The organism is Shewanella oneidensis MR-1 (genome assembly GCF_000146165.2).
In the GTDB taxonomy this organism is placed as follows: Bacteria; Pseudomonadota; Gammaproteobacteria; order Enterobacterales; family Shewanellaceae; genus Shewanella; species Shewanella oneidensis.
In genome coordinates this window covers 822,709-841,764 of sequence record NC_004347.2, presented here as the reverse complement: position 1 = coordinate 841,764, position 19,056 = coordinate 822,709, and the positions used below count along the sequence as shown (strand labels likewise).

General features: G+C 48.3%; 13 protein-coding genes and 1 riboswitch. Of the genes, 4 read left to right on the top strand and 9 right to left on the bottom strand.

Features of this window, described 5'->3' with window-relative positions; all coding sequences use genetic code 11:
* The first annotated feature begins 395 nt into the window (after window positions 1-395).
* Both SO_RS03880 and SO_RS03875 read left to right on the top strand, forming a co-directional pair.
* Window positions 396-773: a DUF4144 domain-containing protein gene (locus SO_RS03880; RefSeq protein ID WP_011071118.1), complete on the top strand. Its 378-nt coding sequence runs from the start codon at window positions 396-398 to the stop codon at window positions 771-773.
* A gap of 204 nt (window positions 774-977) precedes the next feature.
* Window positions 978-2,102: a site-2 protease family protein gene (locus SO_RS03875; protein WP_011071117.1), complete on the top strand. Its 1,125-nt coding sequence runs from the start codon at window positions 978-980 to the stop codon at window positions 2,100-2,102.
* A gap of 77 nt (window positions 2,103-2,179) precedes the next feature.
* Here SO_RS03875 and SO_RS03870 read toward each other — a convergent pair whose 3' ends face one another.
* The 5 genes from SO_RS03870 to metE all read right to left on the bottom strand — a co-directional run bounded on the left by SO_RS03870 (window position 2,180) and on the right by metE (window position 10,498).
* Window positions 2,180-3,598: an efflux transporter outer membrane subunit gene (locus SO_RS03870; RefSeq protein WP_011071116.1), complete on the bottom strand. Its 1,419-nt coding sequence runs from the start codon at window positions 3,596-3,598 to the stop codon at window positions 2,180-2,182.
* Window positions 3,599-3,602: 4 nt separating this feature from the next.
* Complete coding sequence (locus tag SO_RS03865; RefSeq protein ID WP_011071115.1) at window positions 3,603-5,573, bottom strand: MacB family efflux pump subunit; 1,971 nt, start codon at window positions 5,571-5,573, stop codon at window positions 3,603-3,605.
* A 2-nt stretch (window positions 5,574-5,575) separates the two neighbouring features.
* Complete coding sequence (locus SO_RS03860) at window positions 5,576-6,793, bottom strand: efflux RND transporter periplasmic adaptor subunit (RefSeq protein WP_011071114.1); 1,218 nt, start codon at window positions 6,791-6,793, stop codon at window positions 5,576-5,578.
* Between the two features lie 330 nt (window positions 6,794-7,123).
* Window positions 7,124-8,080, bottom strand: coding sequence for an IS1595-like element ISSod11 family transposase (locus tag SO_RS03855; protein ID WP_011071113.1), 957 nt, complete (start codon window positions 8,078-8,080; stop codon window positions 7,124-7,126).
* A 135-nt stretch (window positions 8,081-8,215) separates the two neighbouring features.
* Complete coding sequence (metE, locus tag SO_RS03850) at window positions 8,216-10,498, bottom strand: 5-methyltetrahydropteroyltriglutamate--homocysteine S-methyltransferase (RefSeq protein WP_011071112.1); 2,283 nt, start codon at window positions 10,496-10,498, stop codon at window positions 8,216-8,218.
* A gap of 199 nt (window positions 10,499-10,697) precedes the next feature.
* Between metE and SO_RS03845 the strand changes: the two genes are divergently transcribed.
* Window positions 10,698-11,603 (top strand): LysR family transcriptional regulator, encoded by a 906-nt coding sequence (locus SO_RS03845; RefSeq protein ID WP_011071111.1) that lies wholly within the window; start codon window positions 10,698-10,700, stop codon window positions 11,601-11,603.
* Window positions 11,604-11,659: 56 nt separating this feature from the next.
* Here SO_RS03845 and SO_RS03840 read toward each other — a convergent pair whose 3' ends face one another.
* The 4 genes from SO_RS03840 to SO_RS03825 form a co-directional block, all read right to left on the bottom strand.
* Window positions 11,660-12,388, bottom strand: a complete 729-nt coding sequence (locus SO_RS03840) for an HDOD domain-containing protein (RefSeq protein ID WP_011071110.1) — start codon at window positions 12,386-12,388, stop codon at window positions 11,660-11,662.
* Window positions 12,389-12,648: 260 nt separating this feature from the next.
* Window positions 12,649-14,610: a TonB-dependent receptor gene (locus tag SO_RS03835; RefSeq protein WP_011071109.1), complete on the bottom strand. Its 1,962-nt coding sequence runs from the start codon at window positions 14,608-14,610 to the stop codon at window positions 12,649-12,651.
* Between the two features lie 109 nt (window positions 14,611-14,719).
* A riboswitch (cobalamin riboswitch) is annotated at window positions 14,720-14,949 on the bottom strand.
* A 134-nt stretch (window positions 14,950-15,083) separates the two neighbouring features.
* On the bottom strand, window positions 15,084-16,526 hold the full coding sequence (locus SO_RS03830; RefSeq protein ID WP_011071108.1) for an RCC1 domain-containing protein: 1,443 nt from the start codon (window positions 16,524-16,526) through the stop codon (window positions 15,084-15,086).
* 3 nt (window positions 16,527-16,529) lie between these two features.
* Window positions 16,530-17,876 (bottom strand): hypothetical protein, encoded by a 1,347-nt coding sequence (locus SO_RS03825; protein WP_011071107.1) that lies wholly within the window; start codon window positions 17,874-17,876, stop codon window positions 16,530-16,532.
* 203 nt (window positions 17,877-18,079) lie between these two features.
* Here SO_RS03825 and rihA point away from each other — a divergent pair, with 203 nt between their 5' ends.
* Window positions 18,080-19,036 (top strand): pyrimidine-specific ribonucleoside hydrolase RihA, encoded by a 957-nt coding sequence (gene rihA / locus SO_RS03820; protein ID WP_011071106.1) that lies wholly within the window; start codon window positions 18,080-18,082, stop codon window positions 19,034-19,036.
* Window positions 19,037-19,056 lie beyond the last annotated feature (20 nt).

Genomic DNA, 19,056 nt, shown 5'->3' with positions numbered 1-19,056 from the left:
CGTTTCAAGGGGAATTTGGGCGGTAATGTTGCAACCGTTTACACAAAAAGCCCGAGCAATGTTGTTCGTTCTTGATAAACGGACGATAGCGCAGCAGCAAGGCCAACAAACCTAGCCAGAAGGTGGCGCCTAATAAGCTCGCCCCCTTATTCGTCATCGGAACCGCTCGTCATTTAATCGGAATAACAACACCTCATCCCTGTTTTTGCGCGCACAAACTTGCCTGAACGAACAATATTTCGTCTCAAAACGTCAACATACCCTAGAAAATCTCACGATATCTTTCTTCTTCTATCAGGTCGGTGGCATACTGCCCTAACGATTTCCCCACGCCAATGCGCCAACGTTGGGTGAAATGTTGTAGGTTGAATCAAAATATGGTCACGAGAATACACATGACTCAAGTAAGAATGGCTGACATTCAATGGCCTGCAGTCGTTAAGCTGACTCAAAATGATGAACTCCTTTACCTTGCCCATCAACGTGATTGGTTAGAACTCGCCTGCCTATATCAGCATCAGTTTATCGATACGGATCTGTTACTCGACAGTCTAGGTAACCAATATTTGATCCGTGCAACTCCAACCACCATTCACGAAGATCCCATTGGCGAGCTGCCTAACCTCCTAAAACAAGAGCAAAAACTATCTCTGATCGATTTCATTAAGTGGGTGCAAAAACATGCCAATGCCATTGGCCAATGTTGTGTGGCCAAATTAGCTTTCACAACGTTTGCCCAAGGAATGGAAATCGTCCATAGCTTGGATGACTAAGTTTAGCCTGAATAAAATCTGATAAGATTCACAGTGTTCAAGGAGATGATCCAAAAAGCTAATATCCTCAACCACATTTAGCAGGCATAATTTGTCACACACGGGTCAGCCCGTTATGCCCAAGCGATTGATACTCATACTTTGCCTTAAAGTGCCAAATCAACGCAGGGCATCATTCGGATACACCAACAAACGGAACCTAAATTGGAACTACTTAAGATTGACTGCTTAGGCAAATCACTGCGTTTGGAAGGCTCCCTCGCAGGTTGGCAACTACTCTTTTGGGACAATAACTTAGTCTCACAAAAAGCCGCTTCGGTGGACAATGGCGGCCTCAAAGTCCATCAATTTGAACTCACTCAACATCACAGCCAATTGGCCAGCGATTCCGGCGAAGCGCAGGTTCTTGAAAACAAAATCCTTGTTCGGCTCGAAACCGATGTCGTTTGGCAACCCTTTAGATTTGATTATCGACTATTAGTGGATGAGGAAGTGATTGCCCAAGGTACTCGCACAGAAAAAGATATCGAACGGCAAATGCCTGAAATTCCCGTGACAGCGCCACAAAAATTCAGTTTTGTGGGCTTAGCCTCCCTCGGTTTTAAGCTACTAAAAAGCGCCAAAGTCATCAAAGTGGTGCTCGCAGGCGCGAGTGTGGCCGCCTATTCTTGGCTATTCTCCTTCCAATTTGCCTTAGCCCTTATCGCCTGTTTAGTCTTCCACGAATACGGCCATATCCGTGCGATGAAGTACTTTGGAATGAAAACCAAAGGAATTTACCTTATCCCCTTTATGGGCGGACTCGCCCTCAGCGATGAAAAAATTAACACCCGTTGGCAAGATGTGGTGATCTCCATTATGGGGCCGACCTTTGGCCTGTTGATGTCAGTGGGTTCACTTATCGCTTACCACTTTACCGACAATATCTTCTTCGCGGGACTAGCAGCCTTTAATGCACTACTTAATCTGTTTAATTTATTGCCAATTTTGCCTCTCGATGGCGGCCATATTTTAAAAAGCATTAGCTTCTCGATGAACAGCATTATGGGATTAATTGCCTGCGTCATCGGCGCCGCCTTTGGTGTCTATATCAGCTACACCTTAGGCTTAGCCCTGCTCGGTTTCTTGCTACTTATCGGCAGTTTAGAAATTGTATTTGAATGGCGCTCTCGCCATCAAAGCCACCTCTTGCCGCTGGACAGATATGGACAGATTTTCTCAACCATTTGGTACTTAGCGACCGTTGCCGCCCTCGTTGGGATTATCTGGCACTTAGCGGGTACGGGCGATGATATGTTAAGCTTGCCACTCCAGATCCTGCGCAGCTAAACGCAATCGTCTGATATAGATAATAAAAAACCGCGATAGCCTAAGGCATCGCGGTTTTTATTTATTTAACAATTCAATTAGTTATCCGCTAATAGCGGCGCAATATCGCTCCCACCGAGGGCTTGGTAGAGTGTCGCTTGAGCCGTTAATTGGTTATAGCGATTCTCCAGCAATGCGGCCTCGGCGCTGCGGCGATTCTCCTGCGCATCAATCCAATTTTGAATGCCGATAGCGCCGTGTCGATACTGGCTCTCGTAGATAGCTTCAGCCTGTGCAGCGGCGCTAAACTGCTGCTCAAGCTTCTCACCTTGGTAGGCGTATTGCTGCTTTGCCGAGATGGCGTTATCCACATCTTCAAAGGCGCTGTAGAGGGTTTTACGGTAATTCACAATCGCCGTTTGGTAGTCGATATCGGCAAGATCATTGTTGATTTGCATTTGATTCCATTGCAAAAAGGGCAGCATTAAACCTGCGCCTAAGCTACCGACGGGGTTACGCAACAGCTCTTTTAGCTCGGAGGTCGACTCACCCACGCTGCCGGTCAAACTCAAACTTGGGAAGTAACTTGCGTAAGTCGCATTCTTACTGGCAAGCGCAGAGCGCAATTGATACAACGCCGCCTTCACATCGGGACGACGGCCGATCAAGTCGGCGGGAATGCCAACGCCAATCTCAGGTACCGCACTGTCCGGCAGTTGTTTGATCTCAACCGCCACTTGCCCCGGGGCGCGATTGAGTAAGATCGCGAGGGCATTTTCGGCTTCAACCAACTGTTGCAGCAATTGACTGTGGGCGGCCTCTTGCCCCGCAAGACTACGCAGGGACTCGAGCACATTCAACTCAGTCACCGCGCCCGAGGCATATTGGCGCTCGGTTAATGCCAGCGTTTGCCGACTGTATTCAATACTTTTATTGCTAAGCTCAATGCGTTGATGCAGATAACCAATCTGCCAATAGAGCGAGGCCGTCGTCGCGACGAGACTATGCGCAGTGCTCTCTCGATCCTCAACGCTTGCCAGCGCCGTCCACTGGGCTTGATCGATATTGGCCGACACTTTGCCCCAGAGATCCACCTCATAGCTTACCGATAGGTTTGCCTTGTACGCCTTGCTCGAACTGCCACCCTCCAGCGGTTTATTCACCGACGCCGCATTATTAGAGCTGAGCTGAGGATACAGCTCATCCCGTGCTAACCCCGCCTGTAAACGCGCCTTTTGCAAGGTTAAGGTCGCAATAGTCAGATCATTATTGCTGCTAAGCACTTGGCTAATAAGTTGATTCAATTCTGGTTGATTGAATTTTTGCCACCAAGGGTCGAGACTGACTTGGCTATTGACCGCGGTATGCTGCCACTGCTCTGGCACTTGCAATGCGGGCGGCTCAAAGTCGGAGCGCATTAGCGCGCCACAGCCAGACAGCAGTGCAATGCTGATGGCAATCACGCTGAGCTTAAGGGTTCTTAATTTGTTTTGATGCATTAACACTTTATTATTCATTGAGTTACTCTCTAGCCAGGGCCTCAACAGGATCTAAACGCGCCGCATTACGGGCAGGGAGGAAACCAAACAACACCCCAATTAAGGTCGAACAAGCAAAGGCAGCAACAATCGAGGTCGTCGAATAAATCATCTGGAAACTCCCGCCCGCTTGCGCAAACACCACGCCAATTAAATAGGCCAAGGCCACCCCAAGTGCGCCGCCACACAAACAAACCAACACAGCTTCAATTAAAAACTGCCGCAGAATATCGCTCTGGCGCGCTCCGACCGCCATGCGCACACCAATCTCGCGAGTACGTTCAGTCACTGACACCAACATGATATTCATTACCCCAATCCCACCCACCACAAGGGAAATCACCGCAATCGCCGAGATTAATAGCGTCATGGTCGCGGTGGTTTTTTCAATATTCTGGCGGATAGTATCGGTATTAATGGTAAAGAAATCCTGAGTGCCGTGGCGCATCTTCAGCAGAGTAATGATCCCCTGCTCCGCCGCATTACTTGGCACGGATTCATCGAGCCTGACAGTAATGCCATCGAGGTATTTCTTGCCCACCATTCGGCCAGAAACCGTGGTGTAAGGCACCCAAACATTGAGGGCATCACTGTTACCAAAGGCGCTTTCCTTAGGCTTAGTCACACCGATAATCCGCACGGGTAAATCCCCCAAGAAGATCACTTGGCCGATGACAGAACCCATAGCCCCGGTGCTATCGGGGAATAGCTGTTTGCGAGTGTTATCATCGATCACCGCATCCTGCGCCAGTGCATCAACGCTGTCATCGTCCCAAAACTGCCCTTGGGCAAGCTCATAGCCTCGAACCCGGAAAAACTCTGGCCCCACACCATTCACTGATGCGGTAACGGCTTTATTACCTAAACGCACTGTCACGCTCGAGCTAATACTTGGAGTAACACTATCCACATAGGGTAGATTTTTTAGCGCATTGGCATCGCTCGCGGTTAAGGTGCGCACCCTTGCCGAGCGCCTATCGCCAAAGCCTAAACCAGGGCGAATGTCTATGGTATTGGTGCCCATTGAACTAATGCTCTTTAAGATTTCCCGCTGTGAGCCTTCCCCCAGCGCCACCACCGACACGACGGAAGCAATACCGATAATAATCCCCAGCATAGTTAAAAAGGTGCGCAGTCTGTGGGTCGACATCGCCAGTAGCGCCATTTTTAAGGCTTCAGCATATCTGTCCCACGCTGCGACGCGAGTTGCTCCCGAAGGCTTTGCAAGGCTCATATCAACTTGCGCTTTTACCGCTGTTTGCGAGGCAAGATTAGGCTCATCGCTAATAATTACCCCGTCCTTAATCTCGATAATGCGATCCGCATGCTGCGCCACATGCATATCGTGGGTGACGATGATGATAGTGTGGCCTTCGCGATGCAGCTCCTGCAATAGCCGCATCATTTCTTCACCACTGTGACTATCTAGTGCGCCCGTCGGTTCGTCGGCGAGGATCACATCGCCGCCATTCATCAGCGCCCGCGCCACACTCACCCTTTGCTGCTGGCCGCCACTGAGCTGATTGGGTTTATGATCGAGACGCTCACCTAAACCCAAGCGCGATAACAAGCTTTCCGCCCGATCCCGACGTTCTAAGCGATCTTTACCCGCATACACAGCGGGCACTTCGACGTTACCTACGGCATTCAGATCCCCAAGCAAATGATACCGCTGGAAAATAAAGCCAAAATGCTCACGTCTCAGCTTTGCTAGTTCATCCACATCCATCTGCGACGTATCTTGGCCATCGATAAAGTACGCGCCCTTTGAGGGTTTATCTAAACAGCCCAAGATATTCATCAGGGTTGACTTGCCCGAACCTGAGGCGCCGACGATCGCCACCATCTCACCCCGAGCGATCGAAAGATTAATATCTTTAAGTACAGTCAGTTGTTGCTCACCCGCCTGAAAGCTGCGGTAGCAAGCTGACACTTCCAGTAATGGCTTAGTCACACTTAAAACCTCACACTAGGCGGGCGACGCATACGCGCGCTGCCATCATCGGACGAAGGCATCCCGAGCACTACTTGGTCGCCTTCCTTTAAACCAGAAAGAATTTCAGCATTGATTTTATTATTAATCCCGACGGTGACATCCACATATTGCACTTGGTTGTCCACCAGCACAGGCACTTGATATTGCGGCCCACGGGACTTACGTTCCGCTGGCGAGGCTGCTTTATCCTTTGGTTTAACCTTGAGCACTTGCGATGGCACTAACAGCGCATCATCAGACTTGGCGAGTACAATCGAGATCTGCGCCGTCATCCCAATGCGTAGGGTACGGTCGGGGTTTTCGACATCGAACAGGCCATGGTAATAAATGGCGTCTGAATCGCTGGAGCTCATATTGCTATCGTCACCATCCATTGACGTCGGGCCAGGCTCAATAGCCCTTAAGCTGCCGCGATAGGGATGGTTAGGTCTGCCAAGAATAGTGAAATACACTGGCTGTCCGGGGCGCACATTAACGATATCGGCTTCGGAGATCTGCGCCTTGACCGTCATGGTATCGAGCTGCGCCATCTCGACTATGGTTGGCGTGGTTTGATTGGCGTTTACGGTTTGACCCACTTCAACCGCAGAGTAAACGACAGTGCCATCCATAGGCGCAGTGATTTTGGTATAACCTAAATCGATTCTGGCACTGTCGACATTAATCTCAGCCTGTTGTTTCTGCGCCTCTAACTGCTCAAGCTCTGCCTGATAAACCGTGAGCGTGGCTTCGGCGGCTTCAAAGTCAGCGCGGGAGCTGGCCTTATCGGCGAGCATTTGCTGCTGACGGGTATATTCGAGCTTTGCCTGACGTATTTGCGCCTGCTTCGCTCGGTACTGGGCATTGATGTTTTTTAGGGAAGCCAGCGCATTTTGCAAGTTGTTTTGCTGGGCAAGGCTGTCGATTTGCGCGATAAGATCGCCCTTTTTCACCTCTTCGCCAAGCGCTACGGACAAACTCAAAATTTGCCCTGAAACTTGCGCGCCCACACTCACCAATTTAGAAGCCTGCAACATGCCATTGGCGAGCACCGAGTTTTCAATATCGCCTCGCCTGACGGGCTCCGTCACATAGCTTGGTGCCGCCTCGGGTTTATGCAACAGAAAATAAGCGCCGCCCCCGAGAAGGATGAGGCCGCTTAGGATCAATATCAATTTACGCTTTGAGGATTTTTTCATCTGAATCTAGGTGTCCATCAATGCCAATGGGCGCAAGCGTGTATCTTGCGGGAGGAAAAATAGTGCTGTCAGTATATAGAGTTAGCTAAGCGCAGTAGACGAAGGAAGTGTCGATATCAGGTAAAGATTTGCAAATATCTGTGTAGAAGTTTGCGCCCTAGACCTTTAAATATACGGATAAAACGTTGAACCATTTAAATCCATGTTACTTGAGATTATCTGAATACCTCAAACTAAAGGGTCATGGAGTGGAACGCTGATTTTTTAAGCAAAGGTCTGTATAAACAAAAGGGCTATCCACTTAGCACGACCAACCACTATATATTGTGGTTATCGATTTTTAATTGATTGGTACGTTATCGGCTTAGAACGCACTGCTTGCTCAAGCAACCTGTAGAATAATAATCCCCGAGAATCTGACTTTCTTCTGTTGAAGCGAAATGTAAATTCATCTAAATAATAATCAAGTTGCTTAGCCTTTACCGCACCTTGATACGTACCTAAAAGCCATCTTTTACATAATGATGAGACTCGATGCACCCCAGCCATTGTTTCATGTGCAGGTACAGATGAACCTAAATGCACCATCCGATTATGCTTATATCCTTTTTTGTCTATTTGCTTGTATGCTTGAGAACCATCACTACAAATTGTGCTACCAGGCTCTATTACATCTTGAATGAATTGATGGATATGTTCTTTAGTTGCACTTTCTACTTGCCTTAAACGTATCCGCCCAAATCCAGAGGGTGATAGCAGCTCAACAGCCACCAAAACTATAGCTTTACGCTTACCCTGTTGATTTTTAATAGATGATTTTGGAATGACCCCACCTATTAATGTTTCGTCAACCTCTACGATGCCGGACAGTTTATCTCTTTCAGGGTCAACCATGGCATATCTTAACTTGTGCATTAAAGACCAAGCAGTTTGATAACTCCCAAGACCTAATAGCCTTTGGACTCCAAGAGCGCTGACCCCATTCTTTTGATTTGTAATAAACCAGACAGCTGCAAACCAACTTTTCATGGGGGTTCTTGTTTTGTCAAAAAGTGTACTTGATGTTACTGAACACTGAAAACGGCAAGCATGACATTTTAACTTGCCATTACTTAACTGATAAGGTGATTGATGGCTCGAACAGCTTGGGCAAATGAATCCGTTTGGCCAACGAAGTGCGTAAAGGTAGCTAGTGCAAGATTGTTCATCATGAAACCAATCAACAAATTCGTCCCAATTTGTAGGGTAATCGACGCCAGCTTTTAATAAATACGATGAAGTTTTCATTACTACATATTGACACTGGTGGCGCTAAATGGATAGCCCTTATAAACAACCAATAGCAAAACAGGGATACCTAAAGTATCCCTGTTTTTTTACGCTATGCCAAAGAGGCATTTATTGCACAGATATCACAAGCACTTAGCCGAGGCGGCGACGCAGTTCGCGGGTCGCATCCACCATGTTCTTCAGTGCGGGTTCTACCTCATCCCAAGTGCGGGTCTTAAGGCCGCAATCGGGGTTAACCCACAGTTGGCGCACTGGCACTTTTTGCGCCGCTTTTTCGATAAGGTGCACCATAGCCTCAACACTTGGGGTATTGGGCGAGTGGATATCGTAAACGCCAGGGCCAATTTCATTTGGATATTCAAAATCTTCAAAGGCGTTGAGTAGCTCCATGCGTGAGCGCGAAGTCTCGATAGTGATGACGTCAGCATCCATGGCGGCAATTGCGGCAATCGTGTCGTTAAACTCGCTGTAGCACATATGAGTGTGGATTTGGGTTTCATCCACCACACCTGCCGCACTCAGTTTAAAGGCATTGACCGCCCAATCTAAGTAAGCCTGCCACTCACTTTGTTTTAATGGCAGACCTTCGCGGAAGGCTGGCTCATCAATTTGAATAATGCCAATGCCCGCATGTTGTAAATCCACCACTTCATCACGAATTGCCAGCGCCAATTGGGTGGCAATGGTATCGCGGCTGATATCTTCACGGGCGAACGACCAATGTAGAATCGTCACAGGGCCCGTTAACATACCTTTGACAGGTTTGTCCGTCAGGCTTTGGGCAAATACAGCCCAATCAACCGTCATGGCTTTCGGGCGGCTCACATCACCATAAATCAATGGCGGCTTCACGCAGCGAGAACCATAACTCTGTACCCAGCCATTTTTGGTAAAGCCCACACCTTCGAGCTGCTCGCCGAAGTATTCCACCATGTCATTACGCTCGGCCTCACCGTGTACCAGCACATCGATACCGAGTTTGAGTTGGCGGTCGATAGTATCGCGAGTCACTTGCTGCAACTGCTCGGTATATTGGGCATCGCTTAACTCACCTTTGCGCCAGCGACTGCGTAAACCACGGATTGCCGGTGTTTGTGGGAATGAGCCAATCGTGGTCGTTGGCAGCAATGGCAAACGATACTTGCGCTGCTGCACCGCTTGGCGCTCAGTAAATTCGCTCACACGCTCATAGTCGGCTGGGGTCAGCGCAGCAACACGGGCGATTACTTTAGCATCCGCCGCCTGCGCCTTGGCCTCACGGCGGGCCAAACAGGTGTTAACTATCTCTTTGGCCGCGACAGACTCAGGGGCCTGCAACAATTGGCGCACATTAGCCAGTTCCAGCAGCTTTTGCTTAGCAAACGCAAGCTGCTGACGTAGCGTCGGCGCGAGCGTTGTCTCCACCTCTAAATCCACAGGGCTGTGCAGCAATGAACAGGAGGTGCCAATCCATAGGCGCGATCCGTCTTGTGAGCATAAGTCTCTGGCAACGCTGCCGATACGCTCGACAATCAGGTCAACTTCAGCCGCCCACACGTTACGGCCATTAACTACGCCAACTGACAAAATTTGATCTGGTCTTAAGGCATTAGCAAACAAAGCTAATTGCTCAGGGGCAGTCACTAAATCTAGGTGCAGACCCGCCACTGGCAGCGCGGAAACCAGCGCCTGATGATGGCTAATGCTGCCATAGTAGCTGGTGAGTAAAATCTTTACTTGAGCCGTTTTAAGCGCTTGATAAGATTCGCTAATCGCCGCTTGCCACTCGTGAGTTAATTCGAGCGCGAGGATTGGTTCTTCAAGTTGAACCCAAGTCACTCCCTGCGCAGCAAAACGCGCAAGAATCTCAGCATAAGCTTTTAAAAGATTTGGCAATAAACTGAGTTTATCAAAATCCTGACCCACGGTTTTGGCCAGATACAAGTAACTCACAGGGCCTAACAATACGGGCTTGGCTTTATAACCCAGCGCCTGGGCCTCGGCCACTTCATCAAAAAACTGCTCATAGGCGATAGAGAACACTTGGTCTTGCTTAAGCTCTGGCACTAAGTAGTGATAGTTGGTGTTGAAATACTTAGTCATTTCCGAGGCTGGCGCATCGGTGCCGGTTGGTGCACGGCCACGGGCAACACGGAATAAGGTATCAAGATCGATTGCGCCCTCGCCGCGGTGACGATCTGGAATAGCGTTTAAGGTCGCACTCAGGGTTAATACTTGATCGTAAAAGGCAAAATCCCCTACTGGCACTTGCTCAATCCCCGCTGCCACTTGCCATTGCCAATGGGTACGACGTAACTCCCTGGCCACCTCATGCAGTTCAGCTTGGGTGCTCTCACCGCGCCAGTATTTTTCGAGGGCAAACTTCAGTTCACGACGACGCCCGATACGGGGAAAACCAAGACTGTTTAATTGCATACCATATCTTCCTTTATCTGAGATAAGCCTATTCGGCACTAACACCCACCGGATTGTGTTTCCTAAACATTTTTTCGCATTTAAGCTTGGATAAATCACAATGGGCGTCTGGACGTCTAGAAGTTTATTGTGATAGTCTCTACGCCAGCAACCGAATTGATTTCAAGCGCAACATGAGCGAAATTCACTTGGAGTGATCATGATCGAACTAAGACATCTGCGAACCTTAATGGCACTGAAAGAGAGTGGCAGCTTGGCGGGCGCAGCCAAAAAACGTTTTGTCACCCAATCGGCGCTCTCCCATCAAATTAAGGAGTTAGAGCAACGAATTAACTCGCCCATTTTTGTGCGTAAGAGCAAACCCCTCTCCTTCACTCAGGAAGGCGCTCGCCTGTTACACCTCGCAGAAGAGATCCTCCCTAAGGTGTTGGAGACGGAAACCGATCTCAAAAATGGATTGGAGACCGATACTAATCAGCTAAGGGTTGGGATTGAATGCCACAGCTGTTTTCGCTGGTTAATGCCAGTGATGGAGCAATTTAGGCAAGATCATCCTCAAGCCGAGTTAGATCTCTCAAGCCGTCATCTATTCGACTCGCTCAATGCCCTAGAAATGGGCGAACTGGATATAGTGCTCACCTCAGATCCCGTGCCAGGGCACTCGCTAGCCTATCAGCATTTGTTTGATTTTGAAGTGAAGTTAGTAGTTGCTAAGGATCATCCCTTAGCGAAAGAAGCCTATGTTACGCCTAAGCAATTGTCGCGTTTACCGATAATCAGTTATCCGGTGCCACTGGCGCGTTTAGATATTTACCGCCACTTTTTAGAACCCGCGGGCATAGAAGCTGGCGAGCAAAAAACCTGTGATTTGACCATGATGTTACTGCAACGCATCGCCTGTAAGGACGGTATCGCCGCCCTGCCCAATTGGTCTATTAATGAAGGACATGGTTTAAGCCTCGCCGCGGTAAAACTAGGCCAAGAGGGGTTAAAGCGCCCACTATTTGGTGCCTATCGTCGCCACAGTGCCAACTCGGCGTTAGTGCAAAATTGGCTGCAATTAGTGGCAAGCGAAGGCTTAACTCGCCAGCAGAAATCTAACTAAGATTTTGAAAGTAAAACAAAGCCTGCTATTGCAGGCTTTGTTTTTATAAGCAGTTCTTAGAGCGGATTAAGCAATAAACCGCGCATTGACAATACTCGGCGCAGAACTAACCCAGATGAGTTCGGGTTGCGGGTCTGGCGCAGATTATGGGCGATCATAAACTCTTGGCGCAGATCTTGGTCGAGATCTAAGGCTTCAAAGGCTTCGATGGTTAATGTTTGTTGCTGATTATCAATCAATGACTTAATCACACTTAACGGGAAAGATTGCTCAGAGCTCGCATTCAAATAGGCAAAAGCGGTTAAAGCAATAATTTGCCCGAATACGCTAAACAGCGCCAAGGTTTGTACTTCATCAGGGTCGACATCGACATCCGGCATATCGACCAAGCTGTCGACCGCATCAGTTGCAATATTTTCCGTGAGTTTCCAATAACCTTGCACCAGCTTCTTATAGGGTTGAGGTAATTCATCGAGGCGCTCTTTCAGATAGAACGCAAAGGCGTAACGGTAAATATTGACTTGACCTAAACGAATTAAGGCGTCTTTTAAGGAACGAGACTTGGGGCTGACCACGCCAGAAGCCTGCGCTGAATTACTGCGCATCAACATATGGGCCGCTAACGCGGGATCGCTCGAAATAATATCGATCACATTACGAATATCGCCTTCAGCAAGAATGGCCTTTTTAAGTGGAATTAAGATCCCACGGCGGCCAATTACTTGCTCTTCATTCGCTATGATGGCTCTCACTTGAGTAAAAACCTGTTGCTCAAGATCTGTCATAGGACACTTTACACCTGTTATTAGCTATAAGATGATTCGAATACCGCTCACATCATACCCAAACCACAAAGAATTTCAGCACTAAGTCGTATAATAATTGTATCAACCGTATAGGTGATCTGCTCTGCTGTATAAGCAACGATTTAGCCTATCTTACACCCGTAGAGAGGATTTTTCTCTGCATCAAACAACAGAAATAACAAAGCCAGACTGAGTCTGGCTTTAAAATGCGCTAAATCACTTAATTGTTAGGATTCAGCTTAGAAGCGGTAACCTACCGTCAAGCGAATATCACGGCCTCGGCCTGAGTAATAGCCGTCACCCCAGTTGCCACCATAATAACCTGAGCTAACATAGTCTTTATCAAACAGGTTATCGATACGTAAGCTCGCAAGCCAAGCATCACGGCTATAGTTAAGGGCAAGATTACCAAGCACATAGCTAGCAAGTTTTTCGCCTTGGTTAGCATTATCGCCTTCGACGAAACGCTCGCCCGTGTAAATCGCCTCTGCAAACAGTTGGATATGCTCCGCAACATCCATACTGACATAACCGCGCCCGGAGTGCTCCGCCACCCAAGACAATTTCTTGCCATCATTCAATCCATCGGTAAATTCGGCATCGATATAGTTATATTCCAGCCCTAATTGTAATGCTTGAGTCACCTGCCAATCCCAATCGGCACTCGCGCCATAACGGCGTGAGGCATCGGCATTAACGTTTGCACCTTGAAAACTACCACCAACAGGTTTTTCCGCACTTGGGTCAAAGACAATTTCATCTTCTAAATCGAGGCGGTATAAGCTCACGCGCAGACTTTGGCTGGCAACTGTCCAATCCCAACCCGCCTCATAGGAGCGGCCAGTCTGTGGCTTTAAGCCAAACACATCTTTCGGGGTGTAAGCTTGCTCATCGACCTTGGCGAAACGGAAGTTCTCATCGCCACGCAGGTAGAATCTGTGCTCGGCGCTCGGGCGATAGTTTAGGCCAAACTCGAATGCGGTGGCATCTTCATCTAAATCGATACCATTTGGATAGACATTGCCATCGACTAACTCGTCAGTCACCCGCGCATAACGTCCGCCTACCACATAACTTAAGGTATGGCTTAATGGCACAGTGGCTTGTAGATAAGCACTTTGCATGTCCTGCACATTGCTACGTGCCATAGAATCGTAATCGGCCTTACCACGGCTGATATCTAAGCCTGTCACTAGGTTTAGCTCGCCTTGGCGTGTACTGTAGTTGGCTAAAGCTTTGGGGCTAAACATCAACAGCGAGCGGGTGTTATGGCTACCCGCGCCCCAATTGACGGAGCTGACTAAGGTATCGCTGTAATCCAAATCCGCCGCTAACGCCCAGTTTTGGTTAAGCTGATGCTGATAACCGCTGCGCGCCGCAGTGGTCATCTCATGGACATATTCGCTTTTATTGGAAGACTGACGTGGATCGAACTTGAATTGATCGACCGTCAATGAGCCAGGATTTTCACGATCATCATCGTAATAGCTGGTTTCGACAAAGAAAGAATCCGTCGCCGTTTTATATTGAATGCGACCCAGAATAGACCCTGTTTCGTTTGCATTATGCTGACGATAGTTGTCACCTTGGTTGTAACTACCGCTCAAGAAATAGCGCCAATCCTTGTTGATTGCGCCAGACACGTCGCCACGACCTTCGTAAGTATTAAAGCTACCGCCGGATAATTGCACGCTGCCGCCAGTATTCTCAGGCGACTTAGTCACAATGTTAATCACCCCGCCCACGGCTTGATCGCCATAGAGCACGCCCGCACTGCCCGATAATATTTCGACGCGCTCAACCAGATTTAAGGGAATCGCATTTAAGCTAGGCGCGGCAATATCGATGTTATTTAGGCGGCGACCATCGAGTAAAATTAAGGTGTTGTTTACCGCTGTGCTGGCGCTAAAACCACGCATAGCAAAGCTAGTACCAATATTGTTATCCGAAATTTGAATACCACTTTGGCCGCGTAAGACGTCGGTCAAATTAGTCGCGCCACTCATTTCAATCGCTGCTGCATCAATCACATTCACATTGGCGGCAATATTTAACGGGGTCTTATCAGAGCGGCCTATCACGACAAGATGCTCATCGACTTTAGCTGTGCTGGTATCGTCAGCCGCCATAACGGGCGCGATAATTGAAAAACTGCAAAGGCTGCCGATCAGCAGCGCGATTTTTGTTGGATGTGTTCCCATTTTACCTTTAACTCCTGCAAGGAAAACGGGGCATTGGCGCCACGATATCGTTGATTCAGTAGAAAATACTGATAGTCACTATCGCATTTTGAGATCTGCCCACCGAAATCTCAAAAACACCTTTAGGGCCGGTCTCCGGACTTAGGCTATAATCCATCTCACTAGAGATAAACGCGAAACTGACCTTTGCACACTGCGATTTACGGGTTCATCGTGAACACCTATCGAATGCGGCCGTCTCTCACCTTTTACCGTTGCGGGGGCAGTGCCAGAATTTCACTGGCTTCCCGATTATCTCGCGACGCTATCATCGCAAGCACCACAGAAGGTTGACTCAAAATTAGGTTCAAAGGGCGTAAAACCTGTTAACGCCCAACAAGGCTCAGGTCATATCTGACCTGAGCGCGCGCATTATAGACGTCTATACGGATGAAAGTCCATTAATCTCAAGTGAGCGAAAAAACTCACATAAGTTAGAAAACACCATCCCAATTTTTTGCCGCAGGTTTTGGTCTGTCTGTGCTCAAAATCGCCTGACGTTGTTCAGGGGTTTCGCATTGGGCAGCGGGGGTAAAATCCAGCGATTTAATCACTAACGAGTCAGCAGGTTGCACTGTCGACTTGTCGAACATGGGAAAATTCATCGACCAAGAGACCAACTCCCCCTTTTCACTAATGCCAACATAACCGTCATTTGCGCCATTTAACCAAGTGAGGCGCGGAATACGTGCCATTAACTTTTCCACATTATCACGGTTGGCGCGATAACCAACGGGCACCACTTTGCCATCGGGACGCGTAAACACAAAGGAGGCTGGCCCTCGAGTAATAACACTCCCTTCCTGCCAATATTTATCAAGAATCTCTTGAGCATCGTGAAACCCAAACATATAAGCGTAATCAGTATCGTCGGCCACAATTTGCGGCACAGCCTTATCCCTCAGTAATAAAAAACCTGAGCCAATACTGATAATCTCTTTTACCCCTGTGATATCGGTTTTTTTAATCCAATCGACACCACAGTTAATACCATCGCCCCAAAAATGCGCATCCCCCGTAGGGCTTAAAATCGCAAAGGCACAATTGTTTGCCGTCATACTCACCACATCTTTTAAGGCGCTGCGAATCGAGTAAGCATCACTGCGCCAACCCCAACTCACCACAGTGCCGTCCTTTTTCAAGGCAGCATAGGTGTGTTGAAAATATTCGATCTTCGCTACATCCGTAAGCTGCGGGAGTAACTTTTTCATATTGGTCGACTCTTCAACCTGCCCCCAAATCACAGCACTGCCCTCTTTTTTGAGGGCGACAAAACTGCGCCCTCTGGCAAAGATATCGACCACATCAACTAATTGATCCTGCACATGTAAGCTATTGCCACCGTAGGGGCCATAACCCCAAGTATGCACCTTGCCATTGGCATCTAGCGCGGCAATGGCCTCTTGATTGGCGAACAACTTGGTAATATTGGTCATGCGGTTTTGCAGGGCTTTGTCGAGGCTATATTTCCCCGCATTGCCCCAGTACACCACAGTGCCATCTTGACGTAGCGCGGCAAACCCGTCCTTAACTGGGACGATTTGCTTGACTTGTTTAAGCTGCTCCGTCACCTCGCGGCTATCACCGCCAGCATAACTGTCGCCCCAAGTGATCACCTCACCGGATTGAGTTAACGCCGCAAAGGCCGAACTGTTGGTGACCACAGTCTCGACTGCGGGTAAATCACAGGGAATATGGCGATACTGTGGACTCGGATTCTCCTTAAATTGGAGCAGTTTGCCGTTATCAAACTGCAACAAGGCTTCCTTATCATTTTCGAATACGGTTAAAGGTTTCGGCTGACTACAAGCCGTTAATTGTAGGGCGATTAAGGCAGCTACCAATGCCAAAGGGCGAGGAATTGAATAAGACTGCATAACTTATTTCCTTGTCGTTGCTGAAAACGTGAGTTGTTGAATATGTTGCGCTACGTTATCCGATAATGACTCGATTATCGGCCTCAATGCGCGCTGAAAACCATGACTCGTATCTAACCGAGACAATAGTGCTTGTGCATGTTTATCAATGACCTGCGCGCTATCAAGGCTGAGGGTTTGCAGCGCCATCATCTGGCCAAATGCCGCCAAGATGAGCGCTTGCACAGGGCTAACACTTTGCTCTGGCGCGCTACGCGCATCATCGAGCACCCATTTAACTAACCAGAGTAAATATTCGATACGGGCTGCAAGGTCGACAGTGCATTGCTTTTCATCTTCCAAACCAAAACTAAGCTCCTTGGCATAACAAAGTGCCTCCAATGCCTTTAGCTTTTCTGCCGATAATGTCAGCGCCAAAGGGAGCAGATGAGTGCGAGTCATCAGCACAAAGGTTGCTAATGTTCTTGCCGATAAAGCTTGATTGCTACGGGCTAACATCGCGAGAGCCAAGTCGTGAAACCCTAATGAACTCAAGCGATAAAAGCTAATCATTTCAATTTTTTCACCGATTTTTTCACCGATTGATTCCAGATACTTTTTGTTTGGTACATGTTCCATTTGGATAAATAATTCAACAAAACGCGGGTATAACTCAGGGCAATGGCCAATATGGTCGGCCGCTTCCCATACCAGAATGTTAGCGGCGGGATGGCACCTGTAGGTTTCAAGCAAATTGATAATTCCAACGTAATCTTGCTGATCCCCCAAATACTTGAGTATTGGGATATAACGAGACTCTGCCCAACAAATTCTTAAAGGAGTCGAACAGAAATAGCCCACCAGCAAACCCAATAATAAGCCAGCAGTACCAAAGCCAAAGTCCGACTTGGCGAGATCGCGCGTTAATTTAAGGTCAGCACTTGCACGAGTTGGTGAATCAGGAAGGTAGCTCACAGCACTTTGCGCATAGTTGGGCACTAATGCCCCCGGCGTATCACCCTGCGGCGGGACTAATTGATAGGTCGCACGGCAATCAACACCATCAAGCTCCCACTGACGAATCACTTCGCCCTCGGCGGTTTGATATTCAACCAAACACACCAATCTTTGGCGAGAAATACCGTTCGAACCTCGTTCACTCCGATACTCTGTCTCAATCACTCGGCCAATGGCAACATCGCCACGCACTTCAAGCTGATTGACCAAATGCCACTTTTGCCATCCTTCAGTGATAAAAAAGCCAGCAAGACTTAAGATTAAAATAGGGGGTAAGGTAAAAAATAGTACCTCGAGCCACCCCCAACCTCGCGAGGGTACACTAAAGGTTAACTTACTGCGATTAATCAACACGCCAAAACGTCCTTATCATTTCATGATGCTTAAGCATTAAATGAACTTTGTTTGTACCTACAAAGCGGCGCAATTGTAGCAGCTTATTGATAGAAATCAGAAAAAGCTCACAGTTTATTGTAAAGACACCATCACACTCATCACCCACCCGCTTGGACATGCTATTCTAAGCCCCCATCACCGCTGTTTAAAGGAGTAACAGTATGACTTGCCCTATTATTCTGGATTGCGATCCCGGCCATGACGACGCCATTGCGCTCATTTTAGCGCTAGCCCATCCTGATCTCGTTCCACTCGCCGTCACCACCAGCGCCGGTAACCAAACGCCAGATAAAACCCTCAATAATGCCTTGCGGATCTTAACCTTATTAAATCGCAGTGATATTCCTGTCGCGGGCGGCGCCGCCAAACCATTAGCCCGTGATTTAATTATTGCCGATAATGTCCACGGCGAAACCGGACTCGACGGCCCTGCATTGCCTAATCCAAGTTTTAGTCCTCAAGCCATTACCGCAGTTGAATTAATGGCGCAGCAAATTCGCAAAAGTCATCAGCCAGTAACCTTAATTCCCACAGGGCCGCTGACTAACATCGCCCTTTTACTCGCGAGTCATAGCGAGTTACACGATAAAATTGAACGCATTGTGCTGATGGGCGGCGCAGCCGGCGTCGGCAATTGGACGCCTGCCGCCGAGTTTAATATTTTTGTCGACCCAGAAGCCGCCGATATTGTGTTTAAATCCGGTATTCCCATAACCATGTGCGGCCTTGATGTAACCCATCAAGCGCAGATCATGGACGAAGATATCGAACGTATTCGGGCAATTCCCAACCCTGTGGCTAAATGCGTCGCCGAATTACTGGATTTCTTTATGATTTACCATAGGGATCCTAAATGGGGATTTGTTGGCGCGCCGCTGCACGATCCATGTACTATTGCTTGGTTACTCAAACCTGAACTGTTTGATGCCCAAGACTGCTGGGTAGGAATCGAAACCCAAAGCGAGTTAACGCTGGGGATGACGGTCGTCGATCGCTATCAGCTTACGGGTAAGCCCGCCAATGCCACAGTGCTGTTTGGACTCAATAGACAAGGCTTTGTTGACTTGTTAGTTCACAGCTTAGCAGCCTACACTCCAACGTATCTCAACCGCAGATGACACATAAGGGTGAACCTTTC

Coding starts and splice junctions, on each gene's coding strand:
- SO_RS03880 (WP_011071118.1), top strand. CDS start 396: ATGACTCAAGTAAGAATGGCTGACATTCAATGGCCTGCAGTCGTTAAG.
- SO_RS03870 (WP_011071116.1), bottom strand. CDS start 3,598: ATGAATAATAAAGTGTTAATGCATCAAAACAAATTAAGAACCCTTAAG.
- SO_RS03860 (WP_011071114.1), bottom strand. CDS start 6,793: ATGAAAAAATCCTCAAAGCGTAAATTGATATTGATCCTAAGCGGCCTC.
- SO_RS03855 (WP_011071113.1), bottom strand. CDS start 8,080: ATGAAAACTTCATCGTATTTATTAAAAGCTGGCGTCGATTACCCTACA.
- metE (WP_011071112.1), bottom strand. CDS start 10,498: ATGCAATTAAACAGTCTTGGTTTTCCCCGTATCGGGCGTCGTCGTGAA.
- SO_RS03845 (WP_011071111.1), top strand. CDS start 10,698: ATGATCGAACTAAGACATCTGCGAACCTTAATGGCACTGAAAGAGAGT.
- SO_RS03840 (WP_011071110.1), bottom strand. CDS start 12,388: ATGACAGATCTTGAGCAACAGGTTTTTACTCAAGTGAGAGCCATCATA.
- SO_RS03835 (WP_011071109.1), bottom strand. CDS start 14,610: ATGGGAACACATCCAACAAAAATCGCGCTGCTGATCGGCAGCCTTTGC.
- SO_RS03830 (WP_011071108.1), bottom strand. CDS start 16,526: ATGCAGTCTTATTCAATTCCTCGCCCTTTGGCATTGGTAGCTGCCTTA.
- rihA (WP_011071106.1), top strand. CDS start 18,080: ATGACTTGCCCTATTATTCTGGATTGCGATCCCGGCCATGACGACGCC.